Source organism: Bradyrhizobium sp. 191 (assembly GCF_023100985.1).
Taxonomy (GTDB): Bacteria; Pseudomonadota; Alphaproteobacteria; order Rhizobiales; family Xanthobacteraceae; genus Bradyrhizobium; species Bradyrhizobium diversitatis.
The window spans coordinates 1,240,347-1,254,248 of the sequence record NZ_CP064692.1; the positions used below are offsets into that span (position 1 = coordinate 1,240,347).

Here is a 13,902-nt window from a genome sequence, read left to right on the forward strand (position 1 = left end):
CTTGGATTCTTTCGGTCCCCTCGAAGTCACGGGCCCCGCCGGTGGCGAGGCCCGGCTAACATCAAAGATTGATGATGTACTGCTTGGTGTCGTTCGGATTCTTGACGAGATCGCAGACACTGGCAGTATCGGCCGGCTTGACGTCGGAGTAACTCTCCAGCACCGACCATTTGCGGTCCTTCACCTCCGCGAGAAACGCATTGCGGGTCGTGTGATGGGTCGGCTTGTCCAACGCAACCTTGCCGCTCGGGCCATCGAAAGCGATCCCGTCCTCCAGCGCGGCAATCACCTTCATGCGATCGATGCTGGCGGCCTTCTTCACGCCGGCAGCCCAGAGCATGACACCCTCATAGGTGCAGGCAGCCAGCTCGCTGACATAGGGTGAGTCGGGATGGGCCTTCTTGATCTTCTCGACGAAGCTCTTCGAGGCCGGAGTGGTAAGCTCCTCGAAATAGCCGTAGGCGCCGAGAATGGAATCGCTTTCAGCCGCATCGAGTGTGGTCGGCTCGTTGACGAGACCGAAAGTGGTCGACGCGATCGGAATCTTACCCTTCATGCCGGCCGAGGTCCATTGCCGGTAGAAGGCCGTATGATTGCCGCCGACCAGTGCCGACAGGATGAGGTCGGGCTTTGCCGCCTGAATCTTCGAGATCGTCGTACCGAAATTGGTGACGTCGAGCGGGAAGAAGTCGGTCGCCAGCACCTCGCCGCCATTGTCCTTGACGTACTTCGTCATCCACTTCGCGGTGATCTGACCGTAATTATAGTCGGCGGCAATGATGTAGGCCTTCTTGCCGGCCTTCTTCATCGCGCTCGGCACCAGCTTTTCCACGGTCTGCGCGGGCGTGGTACCGGTGCAGAAGGTGTTACGATCGCAGACACCTCCCTCGTAGAGGACGTTGTAGAAGTACAGCACCTTGAAGCGATCGAAGGTCGGACGCACCGCCTCGCGCGAGGCCGAAGTGATGCCGCCATGAACGACATCCACCTTGTCTTTCACCGCAAGTTGCTGCGCGAATTGCGAGTACATCTGAATGTTCGACTGCGTGTCGTAGTGGATGACCTTCAGCGGCCGCCCCAACAATCCGCCGCCGGCATTGATCTCATCCACGGCAAGCTGGAGCGCGTAGACCATGGGCGTGCCGGACGCTGCGATCGGACCAGACTGGTCATGAAGGCTGCCGACGACGATCGGGTTCTCGGCGCCAAAGGCGCCGGAGCGGAAGACTGCAGGTGCAGCAATCAACGTCGTCGTTGCAATTGCTGAGCGCTGCAGGAAGCGACGGCGGGAGAAAGTCATAAATTGTCCCCATCAATCTTTGAGATGGAAAATATTATTAATACAATATTTGAAAAGGCAAGCTCTTTTATCGCCGCGCGATGATGGAGAAATCGTACCCATCGAGCTGAGCCAGATAGATCGGATGGCGGCCGCCGACCACCGATTGCGCCAGGTCGCCTCGTGCCGTGCGTCGCTGGAACGTCCTTCCGTACAGGCGCGTCAACTTGCGCGCGTCGAGACTGGCGGCCTCCTCGATCAGGGACGCGAGCGAGTAAATGCCTTCGTAGCAGGACTCACCAAAGGCATTCACGGGAGGCGGACTATCGCCGAACGCCGTATGATAACGCTCCAGAAACGCGCCATTGTTACGTGAGCGGATCGACCCGTAGTAACTCGAAGCGGCGTAGAGGTTCTCGGTTTCATCTGCGTTGAGGCCGTATGCCACGGTCTCGTCGATCGCCGAGGAAAACCGCAGCGTGCGCGAACTCAACCCGGCCGCACAGAAGGCGCGATTGAATGCGATGCAATCAGAGCCCAGGAAATACGGAAGAACGACGTCCGAGCGCGTTGCCTTGATCCGGTCCAGCACCTCGTCGAAGTCGTGCTGGCCGACCGGCAGATAGTATTCACCCGTCACCGTGCCGCCGAAGCGGGCAATCAATCTGCGCGCAATCTGAAGGGATGAGCGAGGCCATACGTAGTCATTGCCGCAAAGAAAATATCGGCGCGCACGCCTCGTCTCCGAAAGCCATTGAATCGCGGGAGAAAGCAGCTCTTCTGCGGTCTCACCGGTCGCCATGACGTCCAGCGTCGATGAGCGGCCTTCGAACTGCGGCGTATATATAAACGGAACGCGACCACGGGCCGCGCGCGCCACGAAATCGCGCGCGAAGCTCGGCAACATTCCGACGATGCCGTCGACACGATCGATGTCAATTGCATCGCGCGCGGCCCATCCCGCACTCGAGCCGGTTTCTCCGGCGTTCACGACGTGCAATTCGACGGGACAGCGCAGGACACCGGACATGGCGTTAATCTCGTCGACGGCCAAGCGTCCGCACGCCTCGGCTGACGGGGCCCAAAGCCCCGCAGCGCCGCTCTGCGGGATGAGCAGACATATCCGGACGCTACGCAACGATGGTGTCTCCGCACTTTCCGTGCACAGAACACTCACGAATCGTGCCAACGGCAATCCTGTGCCGCTACGGCCCGTTTGACGACGAGAACACTCGATCCTGAAGGGAACATGCCCTTTTTCACGGCGCCAGCCGATGCATTCGCCCCTTCCCTAGGCAGTCGCGCGCAAACCTGCTTTTCGCTTGCTCCTCATTACGTTCCAATGCAAATATTGAAATATCAAATAATTCGCTAAGGGTGCAACGTGGACCTCCCCGAACTCATCCGAGGTGTGAATCGCCGGCTTGAGCAGATGCTGGAAGCGAAGCTCAAGCCACGAAGCCTATCCCTTCACCAGTACCGCGTGCTCGAGGCGCTGACCGAAGGAAACGGGCTGCCGATGGGCGATCTGGCAACCCGCCTCTTGGTCGACGGTCCAACGCTCACAAAGATCATCGACAGAATGGTCGAGTCGGCGCAGGTCTATCGCGCTCCCGATCCACATGACCGGCGCAGGGTCCTGATTTTCCTCTCGCAGCGAGGGGCGGAGCAATTCAAGGACATCGGCCCAATCATCAAATCCATTCAACAGAACCTTTTGAACAGGCTGGGCGCATCAGATGCCACAGTCCTGACGGGCCTGCTCTCGGAGTTGCTTAGCGACCGTGCCTCCGCGCATTCATACCCGGTTCGCGGATAAGAATCACTGATCCACGATTGATGGCCTTCGCCCGCGGGCTACTTAGTACGCCGGCGCACTCCGACAAGACAGTCATCGACGAGCTCGCGAGAGGTAGCACGGAACTTGCATAAATTCTGGGCGACATGGACGCCGCATGAATCTCATCAGTCTCGACATCCGCATGCTCCGGTCGCTGATCTCGGTGGTCGAAACCGGCAGCATCACCGAGACCGCGCGACGGCTTGGCCGCACCCAGCCTGCGATCACCCTCCAATTGCAGCGGCTGGAGGAGCTGACCGGCAAGCAGCTGTTCGAGCATGGCGGCCGCAGGTTGACGCTGACCGACGACGGCACCACCGTCCTCACCTACGCCAAATCCATCCTGAGGTTGCATGACGAGCTGATTTCGCAGCTGGCGTCACAGGAGATCGAGGGCCAGGTCGTGCTCGGCACGCCCGATCTCTACGCCGCGTTCATGCTGCCGCAGATCCTCAGCGTGTTCCGGAAATCCTTTCCGCGCGTGCAGGTGGAGCTCAACTGCGCGCTTTCGACGCCGCTGGTCGGCCTCGTCAAGCGCGGCGATGTCGACATCGCGCTCGTCACCCGCATGAACGATTTCACCGGCGGCCAGGTGGTTCGCCGAGAGCAACTGGTTTGGATGACCGGCGAACAATCCGCCGCGCATCAGGAACGTCCGATCCCGCTCGCGCTATTGCCGCCGGGCAACATCTATCGCGACTACGCCATCGATACGCTGGAACGCGCAAACCTGCGCTGGCGCATCGCCTGTGTCAGCGAAAGCGTCGGCGGCCTTCAGGCCGCGGCCTTCGCAGGCATGGCGGTTACCGTGCTCGGGCGCAGCGCGCTGGTGCCGGCGATGCGCGAGATCGGGCCGAACGAAGGCCTTCCACCGCTGCCGAAGATCGAACTGCTGCTCTACAAGTCGAGCGGCGCGACCTCGAAAGCAGCAACCGCCCTGCACGACTACCTCGCGCACTATCTGCGCCTGGACGAAGAGCTCAGCGGCAGGGGGATCGAGCTGTCCTGAGACGACAAGATTGCGCCCGTCCCGCGCTCTCCCACAAAAAGTGGGAAAACAACCCCATGCACAGTAGACGGAGCTAGTCGGATCAAGGACTTACGCGGACATGCCCTGGCGGCAGCGTGGTTTGACATGTCGGGCAAAACAGCAGCAGGATCCCACCATCGCCCGTCACGCCTTGGTACGTGCTCGGTCCGATTCACGTAAAACCAGCGGCGGCCAGAACTTGGCCCAGGGTTGCGCCTGCTCGAAGGTGGCCGCGATGCGGAAGATCGTGGGTTCGTCGAGCCAGGGCGCGACGATCTGGAGACCGACCGGCAGGCCGTCGCGGTCGAAACCGCAGGGCAGCGTCGCCGCCGGCAGGCCGGCAAGGTTGATCGGCCAGGTGAAGGGCGACCAGCCGAGATGCGGGTCGACCTCGCGGCCGTCGATCGTATCGACACCGATCCGCCCGGCCTCGAACGCGGTCACCGCGACCGTCGGCGTCACCAGCGCATCGACACGCTCGAACAGCTTTACGAACGCATTGCGTGCCTGGCCTCGGCGGTAGCCGGCCTCGATGTAGTCCGTGCCGCTGAAACGCCGGCCGGCCGTGACGACATCACGATAGTCAGCCTCCGAGCTTGCGAGATCGGCAGCGGTCCTGGTCGCCACCGCCGCCGCCTGCTCGGTGAAGGCGATCGGCTTCAGCGTGTGCTCCAAAATGCCGGGATCGAGGCCAGGGCCGTCCAGGGTGATCTGCGCGCCGCAGCCGTCGAGAACGGCCAGCGCTTTGCTGAACGCGGCCCGCACATCGGGGCTGACAGCGGCGTAGCCGAGATCGGCGCTGGCGCCGATGCGAATGCCGTTCAACGGCGCCGCGTTGGTGTCGAAGCGGCGTGGCGACACCGGCAGGCTCGCGGGGTCGCGCAGATCGTAAGCAGCGATGATCTCCAAGGTGAGCGCGGCATCCGCGACGGTGCGCGTGATCGGCCCGGTATGGGCGAGCGAAGCCCAGGACGGCGGCGAGAAGCCCGGCGAGCGCGGCACCAGGCCGAAGGTTGGCTTCAGTCCGAACACGCCACAGAAGGACGACGGCACGCGGATCGAGCCGACGCCATCGGTGCCGATCGCGATCGGCCCGCAGCCGGCGGCAACACCGGCTGCTGCGCCGCCGCTCGACCCGCCGCTGGTGCGGCCGGGATTCCAGGGATTCCGCGTCGTGCCGGTGACCGGGCTGTCGGCCGTCAATTTGTAGCCGGACTCGCAGGTGGTGGTCTTGCAGGTGATGATCGCGCCGGACGCCTTCAGCGCCGAGACCACGGCGGCATCGACGTTGGGCACGAACGCCTTGTTCATCGGCGAGCCGGCATAGGCCGGCACGTCCGCGACGAAGACGAGATCCTTGATCGTAACTGGCACGCCGGCAAGTGGCCCCTTGGCCTCGCCCGCACTCATCTCCCTGGTGAGCCGGTCGGCCTCGGCCCTCGCCTGCTCGTACATCGGCGTCACCACCGCATTGCAGGCCTCGTTCGTCGCCTGAAGCGCAGCAATGGTGTCGTCGACCACATCGCGCGGGGTGAACGCCTTGCGCCGGTAGCCGGCCACGATCTCGGCAACAGAGAGCGCACCAAGGCCAGTCGGCGCCGGCGGGAAGGCCGTTCGGCCGGAACCATCAGTCATCATCAATCCCAAAGAATTAGCTGAGCGCCGCGTCGACGGCGCGCTTGGCCATGACCGTGACGAGATGCGCCCGGTAATCGGCTTCGGCATGAATGTCGGAGGTCAGACCGTCCGTATCGATCTTGATCGCCGCGATGGCCGAGGGATCGAAATTGGACGACAGCGCGGCCTCCATCGGCGGCACGCGAAAAACGCCTGGACCGGCGCCGGTCACGGCGACGCGGACACCTTCGGCGAATTTGGCGACGAACACGCCGACCAGCGCATAGCGGGAGGCCGGCGCCTTGAACTTGGTGTAGCCGGCCTTCAACGGCATCGGAAAACGGATCGCCGTGATGATCTCGCCGGGCCCGAGCGCGGTTTCGAAGAGGCCGAGGAAGAACTTGTCGGCCGCGATCTCGCGCGCGCTGGTGATGATGGTGGCGCCGAGTCCGAGCACGCCGGCGGGATAGTCAGCCGCGGGATCGTTGTTGGCGACCGAGCCGCCGATGGTGCCGCGGCTGCGCACCGCGGGATCGCCTATCATCGAGGCCAGCGCGGCGAGCCCCGGGATTTTCGTCTGGACCAGCTTGGAGGCGGCGACCACCGCATGCGGAGTCATTGCGCCAATCGTGATCGTCGCGCCGCCATCGGTGATGCCCTTCAGCGACCCGAGCTTCGACAGATCGACCAGCGCAGGCGGATTGGCCAGCCGCTGCTTCAGCGTCGGAATCAGCGTCATGCCGCCGGCAACGAGTTTGCTGTCCTCGATCGAGGTCAGAAGCTTGGCCGCATCGGGAATCTGGTCAGGCTGGTGATAGGCAAACGGCTTCATTGTTGTCCTCCCTATTCCGCGGCGACCGGCAGCGACGCGTTCTGCAATAGGCGCCAGATCCGGTTCGGCGTGGCCGGCATGTCGACATGGGTGACGCCGAGATGCGAGAGCGCGTCGACGACCGCGTTGATGACCGCCGCCGGCGATCCGATGGTGCCGACCTCACCGCAACCCTTCACGCCCATCGGCGTATGCGTGCACAGGGTGGAATGGGTCTCCACCTTCATCATCGGCAGATGATCGGCGCGCGGCATGCAGTAGTCCATCAGCGAGCCTGACAGCAATTGCCCTGATCCTTCGTCATAGACGGCGTTCTCGAACAGCGCCTGGCCGACGCCCTGCACGATGCCGCCGTGCAACTGCCCCTCGACGATCATCGGATTGATCACCGTGCCGACGTCGTCCACCGCGGTATAGTTGACCAGCGTCACCGTCCCCGTCTCCGGATCGACCTCGACCTCGGCGATGTGGCAGCCGCCGGGATAGGTGAAGTTGACGGGATCGTAGTAGGCCTGCTCCTCCAGCCCCGGCTCCAGCACTTCCAGCGGATAATTGTGCGGCACATAGGCCGCGCCGGCGATCTCCTCGAAGGTCTTGCTGCGGTCCGTGCCCGCCACCGAGAACTTTCCTGCCTCGAACTGGATATCGACCTCGGCCGCCTCGAGCAGATGGGACGCGATCTTCTTGCCCTTGGCGATCACCTTGTCGGTCGCCTTCGACAACGCGGCGCCGCCGACCACGAGGGAGCGCGAGCCATAGGTGCCCATGCCGAACTGCACCCGATCGGTGTCGCCGAACACGATGTCGACATTCTCGAAGGCGACGCCGAGCTTCTCCGAGACGATCTGCGCGAAGGTCGTCTCGTGCCCCTGGCCGTGATTGTGGGTGCCGATCATGACCGTGACCTGGCCGGTCGGATGCACGCGCACCGTGGCGCTCTCGTAGAGGCCGCCGCGCGCGCCGAGCCTCCCTGCGAAGCGCGACGGCGCAAGGCCGCAGGCCTCGACATAAGTCGAGTAACCGAGTCCGCGGAACTTGCCCTTGCTGGCCGAAGCCGCCTTGCGGATGCCGAAATTCTTGACGTCGGCGGCAACCAGCGCGCCGTCGAGGCAGCCCATGGGATCGCCGGAATCGTACTGCACCAATACCGGCGTCTGGTAGGGATAGGCCTCCTTCGGGATCATGTTGCGGCGGCGGATCTCGACACGGTCGATCCCCATCTCGCTGGCTGCGACATCGACGATGCGTTCCAGCACGAACGTCGCCTCTGGCCGTCCCGCGCCGCGATAGGCGTCCACAGGGACCGTGTTGGTGAAGACCACCTTCACGTTGCAGTAGATCGCGGGCGTGGTGTAGACGCCGCCAAGAAGCGGCCCATAGAGATTGGTCGGGATGTTGGGCCCGAAGGTCGAGAGATAGCCGCCCATATTGGCAAGCGTGTTGACGCGGAATGCGAGGAATTTTCCGGTCTCGTCGAGCGCGAGCTCGGCCTCCGTGACATGGTCGCGGCCGTGACGGTCGGAAACATAGCCCTCCGAGCGGCTCGCCACCCATTTCACCGGCCGCCTGACGCGCTTCGCAGCCCAGGTGATCACGGCCTCCTCGCCGTAGTGGAACTGCTTGACACCGAACCCGCCGCCGACATCGGGCGCCACCACCCGCAGCTTGTGCTGCGGGATGTTCAGCACCAAGGCGCCCATCAGGAAGCGCACGACGTGCGGGAACTGGCTCGTGGTCCACAGCGTGAAGCGATCGGTGCCCGGCTCGTATTCGGCGATCGCCGCGCGCGGTTCCATGGGGTTGCCGATCAGGCGGTTATTGACCAGGCTGAGCTTGGCAACATGCGCAGCCTTCCTGAACGCGGTCTCGACCGCGGCCTTGTCGCCGAGCTCCCAGTCGCAACAGATGTTGTTCGGAACATCGTCGAAAAGCTGCGGCGCATTCGGCCTGACAGCTTCCAGCAGGCCGACCACTGAGGGCAACACCTCGTAGTCGATCTTCAACAGCTCGGCCCCGACATTCGCTTGCTCCGGCGTCTCGGCGACGACGAAGGCCACCATGTCGCCGACGAAGCGCACCTTGCCCTGCGCCAGCATCGGGAACGGCGGCTCCTTCATCGGAACGCCCTTGGCATCCGAGATGCCCCAACCGCAGGGCAACGAGCCGAGCCCATCGGCCTTGACGTCCTCGCCGGTCAGCACGGCGATGACCCCGGGCGCAGCCAGCGCCGCGCTCTTGTCGATGCCACGCAGCACCGCATGCCCGTGCGGCGAGCGCACGAACACGCCTGCGGCCATGCCGGGGCGCTTGATGTCGGAGACGTAATTGCCGCGGCCAGTGAGAAAGCGCTGGTCCTCTTTCCGCTTCGGCGCGGCGCCAATGCCGATCACATTGCCCATGGTCACTCTCCCTTGGCGGCGTTCATGGCGGCGGCGCCGGCCATCACGGAAACCACGATGTTCTGATAGCCGGTGCAGCGGCAGATGTTGCCTTCGAGGCCGTGACGGACGTCGGCCTCGGTCAAATCGGGCTTCTCGGCAGCCAGCGCTACCGCCGTCATCAGCATGCCCGGCGTACAGAAGCCGCATTGCAGGCCGTGATGCTCGCGAAACGCCTCCTGCATCGGATGCATCAGGTTCGAGCCCGGCGCGCCTTGCAGGCCTTCGATGGTCAGCAGCGTCGCGCCATCGAGCGCGGGCGCCAGCAGCGTGCAGCTCTTCACCGGCAGGCCGTCGAGATGCACCACGCAGGCGCCACATTGGCTGGTGTCACAGCCGATATGGGTGCCGGTCAGGTTGAGCTGCTCGCGCAGCAGCTCGGCGACGAGGGTCGCCGGTTCGACATCCACGGTGGTGGGGCGGCCGTTGAGTGTAAAGGATATCTGCACGGTCATGCTCCTGTGCGCGACGGGTCTTCAGGCGAGTGGCAACGCGCTGCCGGCGGCCCATGTGGCCATCACGACATCGCCTACGGCGAAGGGATCTGCGAAGAAGGTCTTTTCCGGCACGTAGGCGACGAACTCGTCGTCCGGCACCGTGTCGAGCATGACCTTGACGAAATAGCCCTGGTATTCGATCGCGAGCACGCGGCTCGGCAGCGAGGTTGTGCAACCCGGAGGCAAGTCTCTGCCGGGCCGGACCAGCGCGACGTCGTCGCGGCGCACCGCTATATCGACCTTGTCGCCGACGCTGACGGCCGAGCGTGGCCGCAGCGGCACCTCGATGCCATCAGGCGCTGCCTGCGCGAGCGTGAAGCTCGCGCCGTTGACCTTCTCGACGCGGCCCGACAACACGTTCTGACCGCCCATGAACTCGGCGACATAGCGATCGTGCGGATGCGCGTAGACGTCGCGCGCCGGGCCCGCCTGCTTGATCTTGCCCTGCTCCATCACGACGACGAGGTCGGCCAGCGCAATCGCCTCGAGCTGGGTATGGGTGACGTGGATGAAGGTGATGCCGAGCTCCTGCTGCATCCGCCGCAGCTCCTGGCGCATCTGGACGCGGAGCTGCTCGTCGAGCGCGGACAGCGGCTCGTCGAGCAGCAGCACGCGCGGCTCGGTGATCGCGGCCCGCGCCAACGCCACACGCTGCTGCTGGCCGCCGGAAAGCTGGGCCGGCAAGCGGTCGGCAAATTGCGTCAGCCTGACCTTCTCAATCATGGCATCCGCCGCGCGCAGCCGATCGGACTTGGACTGGCCGCGCACGCGAAGCGCAAAGGCGATGTTCTCCCGCACGGTCAGATGCGGGAACAGCGCGTAAGACTGAAACATCATCGCGGTGCGCCGTTGTACCGGCGCAAGACCGACGACGTTCTGGCCGCCGATCACGATCTCGCCGGCGGTCGGGTCGTCATGGCCTGCGATCATGCGCAGGATCGTGGTCTTGCCACAACCGGACGGGCCGATGAAGCAGCAATAGGCGCCGTCCTCGATCTTCAGATTGACGCCATCGACCACGTAGGTCGCGCCGTCAAAGCTCTTGCAGACGCCCGCCAGTTCGATATCGCCGCGATCGCTCTTCATTCCTAACCCTTTGTCGCGCTGCCGCGCCTTTTCTGGATCAGCACGATGGTGCCGAGGCTCGCACCGATGACGACGAAGGAGACGATGGTGGTCACCGTGCCGAGCGCGTAGAGCGAGGGCGAGGTGACGTTCAGCGTCATGCTCCAGATTTCCAGCGGCAGCGTGTTCAGCGAGCCTGCCGTCTGCAGGCTGCGCGCAAACTCGTCGTAGGACAGCGTGAAGCCGAACAGCGCAACCGCGACGAGACCGGGCGCCAGCACCGGGATCATCACCATCCGGATCGACTGCCAACGGCTGGCGCCGAGATCGTACGCCGCCTCCTCCCAGACGTGGTTGAAGCGCGACATCACCGCGAACATCACGAGCACGCCGAACGGCAACGTCCAGGACAGCTGCGCGCCCAGTGCCGACGTGTACCAGCTCGCATTCAGCCCGAGCGCCTGGAACAAAAGTCCCGTCCCGAGACCGAGCACGAGGCCGGGCGCGACCAGGCTGCCGATCATCATGTAGAAGACAAAGGTGTCGCCGCGAAATCGCTTGCGAAAGCCGAGGCCGGCGAGGAAGGACACCACCACAGTGATGATGGTGACGATGACCGCAAGCTTGATCGAGCGGTCGAAAGACCCCATGACGTCGCCGGTCCGCACCTGCGTGAAAAGATCGACGAACCAGTGCAGCGAATGACCCTTCATCGGAAACACAAGTCCGCCACGGATGTCCTGGAACGACAGGATGTAGATGCAGAACATCGGGCCGTAGAGCGCGATGACATAGAAGGCAAACAGCGTCGCCAGCACGTAGAACGTCCAGGGCCGGCCGCCCTTGCTCGGCGCGATCGCCTTGGTCGTCGCGGGCGCGACCGTCTTCGACACGTCGGACTTTGGCATGTCGGCGAGAACCGCGCTCATCGCGTGATCTCCTGCCGGATATCCACGGTGCGGAGGATCAGCGAGACGATCGCAACCAGCACGAGCGTCAGCAGCACGGCACTGGCCGCCGCGGTCGGATATTGCAGCACGCCGACGTCCTCGTAGAAGGCGCTGACCACCGACGCCGATCCGCCGCCGGACATCACCTTGACCACGAAGAAGTCGCCCATCACGATCGAGACCACGAAGATGGTGCCGAGCGCGATGCCGCTCCTGGACATCGGCACCACGACCAAGCGCATGATGTCGAAGCGGCTGGCGCCGGCGTCGATCGCGGCCTCGATCAGCTTCTTGTCGATCCGCGCCATGGAATTGAAGATCGGCACGATCATGAAGATCGTGAGCTGATGGACATAGGCGATCACCACCGCGAGATCGGAGAACAGCAGCACTTCCAGCGGCTGACGGATCACGCCCATTCCAAGCAGCGCCTGGTTGATCAGGCCTTCCTTGCCCAGGAGCGGAATCCAGGAAATCATCCGAATGATGTTCGAGGTCCAGAACGGCACTGTGCACAAGAGAAATAGGCCGATCGCGAGCAGCTGGTTGCGGACGTGGAACACCAGGAAGTAAGCGACGAAGAAGCCGATGACCAACGTGAAGATCCAGGTCAGGACCGTGAACTTGATCGTCGCCAGATACAGCTTCAGCGTCAGCGCCGAATGCAGGACCTCGACGTAGCTTGCCAGCGTGAAGCCCGGCGTCAGCCCGCCAAAGCCGTCGGTGGCGAAGAAGCTCGCCGCCAGCACCACCAGAATCGGCGCCACGAAGAACGGCATGAGCACCAGGACCAGCGGCGCGACATAGAGCCAGCCGGCGAGATTTGCGCGTGGCGGAGTTTGACTGGACTGCATAGCGGCAAACGCCTCGAGTCGGTCTTCTCGCACCGGCGCGTGACGGCGCCGGTGCATCGCTTCAGGTCAGGGAAAGCAGGTTTCAGGCCACCTTGAAGTCATTCCAGCGCTTGTTCATGTACGCCGCCTCGTCCATCAGCGTGTTCCAGCAAGAGATGTTCTTGACGCGATCGAGGAACGAGCCGCCGTCACGCTTGGTGCCGGCCTTCTCCATCGGCACGCCGTAGGGATCGTTGACCACCTCCGGCGCCGGCTGCCCCTCGTACCAGAACGCCCATTCGGCCGGTGTCAGGAATTTCTTCGCGGTCGAGGGCACCGGGCTGTAATAGCCGTAGCGCGCGACGAAGCCGCCCTGCCAACCCGACAGGTACCAGTTGAGATATTCATAGGCCGCATCGAGCTTCTTGCCGGAGAGATGCTTCATCAGGCCCATGCCGTTGCACCAGCCCCGATAGCCTTCCTTGCCGTTCTTGACGTTGACCGGCGCGTAGACGCAGGGAATTTCCTTGACGCGGACGGCGGCCACCGCCGGCGACCACATCGACTGGATGACCACTTCCCCCGCAGCCATGAGCTGCACCGACTGGTCGAAGGTGGTCCAGGTCGCACGGAACTGGCCCTGCTTCTTCAGCTCGATCAGCTTGTTGCAGGTGAAGTCGATCTCCTCCTTGGTCATGTTGCCCTTGTTGCCGTACTTGATCAGGCCGGCACTTTCGAAGCAGAGCGCGGCGTCCATGATGCCGATCGCGGGCACGTCGAGGATCGCGGCCTTGCCCTTGAACTTGGGATCGATCAGGTCCTTCCACTCGGTCACCTCGTGGCCGACGAGATCGGGACGATAGCCGATGGAATCGGCATTGTAGACTTGCGGCAGGAAGGTCGCCCACTCGGTGACGCCGTCGTGCAGATCGGTGGAATCGGGCTTGGCGATGTACATGGCCTCATAGGGCGAGATGCCCTGGCGCGGGATCTTGTGGCCATCGATCTCGCCCTTGGTGAAGATCGGCAGGATGTTGTCGAACTCCTTGATCTTCTTGACCTGAATGCCCTGGATCACGCCGCGCTTGGCCGCGAGCTTGGCCTGCCAGCCCTCGAGGTCGGCGATGTCGACCGTATTAGGCTGGCTAATGAAGCGGTTGATGGCGGCGGAGGTATCGAGGTTCTGCATCGTCACCTTGAAGCCGAGATCCTTGGCGGCCTGGTCGCCGACCGCCTTCACCACCGAATAGGAGACGCCGACGTGGCGGAGCTCGATGTCCTTGATCTCCTGCGCCCAGATGGTCGGGAAGCCGCGGATCGCGTCCGAGCCGACGGCCGCACCTGCGACCGCTGCAGCACTCTTCAACAGCCTGCGGCGGCTCAGTTTTCTTACTTCCGCCGGCTCCGCTTCGGCCTGGTTGGCACCAACATTCCCCTTGTTCCTGTCAAGCATGGCAACCCTCGTTGGTTACGATGAGCGACCGCAACGATCTTCAGCGATCCCTGCGGATGTGATCAATT

12 protein-coding genes are annotated in these 13,902 nt (G+C 63.5%); 2 read left to right on the forward strand and 10 right to left on the reverse strand.

Going from position 1 to position 13,902, the window contains the following annotated elements:
- Nucleotides 1-61 precede the first annotated feature (61 nt).
- Nucleotides 62-1,300: an ABC transporter substrate-binding protein gene (locus tag IVB23_RS05830; protein WP_197965549.1), complete on the reverse strand. Its 1,239-nt coding sequence runs from the start codon at nt 1,298-1,300 to the stop codon at nt 62-64.
- A 67-nt stretch (nt 1,301-1,367) separates the two neighbouring features.
- On the reverse strand, nt 1,368-2,417 hold the full coding sequence (locus tag IVB23_RS05835; RefSeq protein ID WP_247802911.1) for a substrate-binding domain-containing protein: 1,050 nt from the start codon (nt 2,415-2,417) through the stop codon (nt 1,368-1,370).
- A gap of 246 nt (nt 2,418-2,663) precedes the next feature.
- Between IVB23_RS05835 and IVB23_RS05840 the strand changes: the two genes are divergently transcribed.
- Complete coding sequence (locus tag IVB23_RS05840; RefSeq protein ID WP_247802912.1) at nt 2,664-3,098, forward strand: MarR family transcriptional regulator; 435 nt, start codon at nt 2,664-2,666, stop codon at nt 3,096-3,098.
- Nucleotides 3,099-3,234: 136 nt separating this feature from the next.
- Nucleotides 3,235-4,128 carry a LysR substrate-binding domain-containing protein gene (locus IVB23_RS05845; protein WP_247802913.1) on the forward strand — a complete coding sequence of 298 codons (894 nt, stop codon included), beginning with the start codon at nt 3,235-3,237 and terminating at the stop codon, nt 4,126-4,128.
- 165 nt (nt 4,129-4,293) lie between these two features.
- Here IVB23_RS05845 and IVB23_RS05850 read toward each other — a convergent pair whose 3' ends face one another.
- From IVB23_RS05850 to IVB23_RS05885, 8 genes are all read right to left on the reverse strand, one after another.
- Entirely contained in the window at nt 4,294-5,784 is a 1,491-nt protein-coding gene (locus IVB23_RS05850) for an amidase (protein ID WP_247802914.1), read from the reverse strand.
- A 16-nt stretch (nt 5,785-5,800) separates the two neighbouring features.
- Nucleotides 5,801-6,598, reverse strand: a complete 798-nt coding sequence (locus tag IVB23_RS05855; RefSeq protein ID WP_247802915.1) for a xanthine dehydrogenase family protein subunit M — start codon at nt 6,596-6,598, stop codon at nt 5,801-5,803.
- Nucleotides 6,599-6,609: 11 nt separating this feature from the next.
- Complete coding sequence (locus IVB23_RS05860) at nt 6,610-8,997, reverse strand: xanthine dehydrogenase family protein molybdopterin-binding subunit (protein ID WP_061882166.1); 2,388 nt, start codon at nt 8,995-8,997, stop codon at nt 6,610-6,612.
- Between the two features lie 2 nt (nt 8,998-8,999).
- On the reverse strand, nt 9,000-9,491 hold the full coding sequence (locus IVB23_RS05865) for a (2Fe-2S)-binding protein (RefSeq protein ID WP_197488783.1): 492 nt from the start codon (nt 9,489-9,491) through the stop codon (nt 9,000-9,002).
- A gap of 21 nt (nt 9,492-9,512) precedes the next feature.
- Nucleotides 9,513-10,619, reverse strand: a complete 1,107-nt coding sequence (locus IVB23_RS05870; protein WP_061882165.1) for an ABC transporter ATP-binding protein — start codon at nt 10,617-10,619, stop codon at nt 9,513-9,515.
- 2 nt (nt 10,620-10,621) lie between these two features.
- Complete coding sequence (locus IVB23_RS05875; RefSeq protein WP_061882164.1) at nt 10,622-11,527, reverse strand: ABC transporter permease; 906 nt, start codon at nt 11,525-11,527, stop codon at nt 10,622-10,624.
- Nucleotides 11,524-12,402 (reverse strand): ABC transporter permease, encoded by an 879-nt coding sequence (locus IVB23_RS05880; RefSeq protein WP_247802916.1) that lies wholly within the window; start codon nt 12,400-12,402, stop codon nt 11,524-11,526. The genes IVB23_RS05875 and IVB23_RS05880 overlap by 4 nt, the downstream gene beginning before the upstream one ends.
- Before the next feature lie 82 nt (nt 12,403-12,484).
- Entirely contained in the window at nt 12,485-13,834 is a 1,350-nt protein-coding gene (locus IVB23_RS05885; RefSeq protein WP_247802917.1) for an extracellular solute-binding protein, read from the reverse strand.
- Nucleotides 13,835-13,902 lie beyond the last annotated feature (68 nt).

What these genes read in the sequence shown, in the direction of transcription:
- IVB23_RS05860 (WP_061882166.1), bottom strand. Translation starts at nt 8,997, where the DNA reads ATGGGCAATGTGATCGGCATTGGCGCCGCGCCGAAGCGGAAAGAGGAC.
- IVB23_RS05845 (WP_247802913.1), top strand. Translation starts at nt 3,235, where the DNA reads ATGAATCTCATCAGTCTCGACATCCGCATGCTCCGGTCGCTGATCTCG.
- IVB23_RS05855 (WP_247802915.1), bottom strand. Translation starts at nt 6,598, where the DNA reads ATGAAGCCGTTTGCCTATCACCAGCCTGACCAGATTCCCGATGCGGCC.
- IVB23_RS05865 (WP_197488783.1), bottom strand. Translation starts at nt 9,491, where the DNA reads ATGACCGTGCAGATATCCTTTACACTCAACGGCCGCCCCACCACCGTG.
- IVB23_RS05850 (WP_247802914.1), bottom strand. Translation starts at nt 5,784, where the DNA reads ATGACTGATGGTTCCGGCCGAACGGCCTTCCCGCCGGCGCCGACTGGC.
- IVB23_RS05880 (WP_247802916.1), bottom strand. Translation starts at nt 12,402, where the DNA reads ATGCAGTCCAGTCAAACTCCGCCACGCGCAAATCTCGCCGGCTGGCTC.
- IVB23_RS05885 (WP_247802917.1), bottom strand. Translation starts at nt 13,834, where the DNA reads ATGCTTGACAGGAACAAGGGGAATGTTGGTGCCAACCAGGCCGAAGCG.
- IVB23_RS05870 (WP_061882165.1), bottom strand. Translation starts at nt 10,619, where the DNA reads ATGAAGAGCGATCGCGGCGATATCGAACTGGCGGGCGTCTGCAAGAGC.
- IVB23_RS05830 (WP_197965549.1), bottom strand. Translation starts at nt 1,300, where the DNA reads ATGACTTTCTCCCGCCGTCGCTTCCTGCAGCGCTCAGCAATTGCAACG.
- IVB23_RS05875 (WP_061882164.1), bottom strand. Translation starts at nt 11,527, where the DNA reads ATGAGCGCGGTTCTCGCCGACATGCCAAAGTCCGACGTGTCGAAGACG.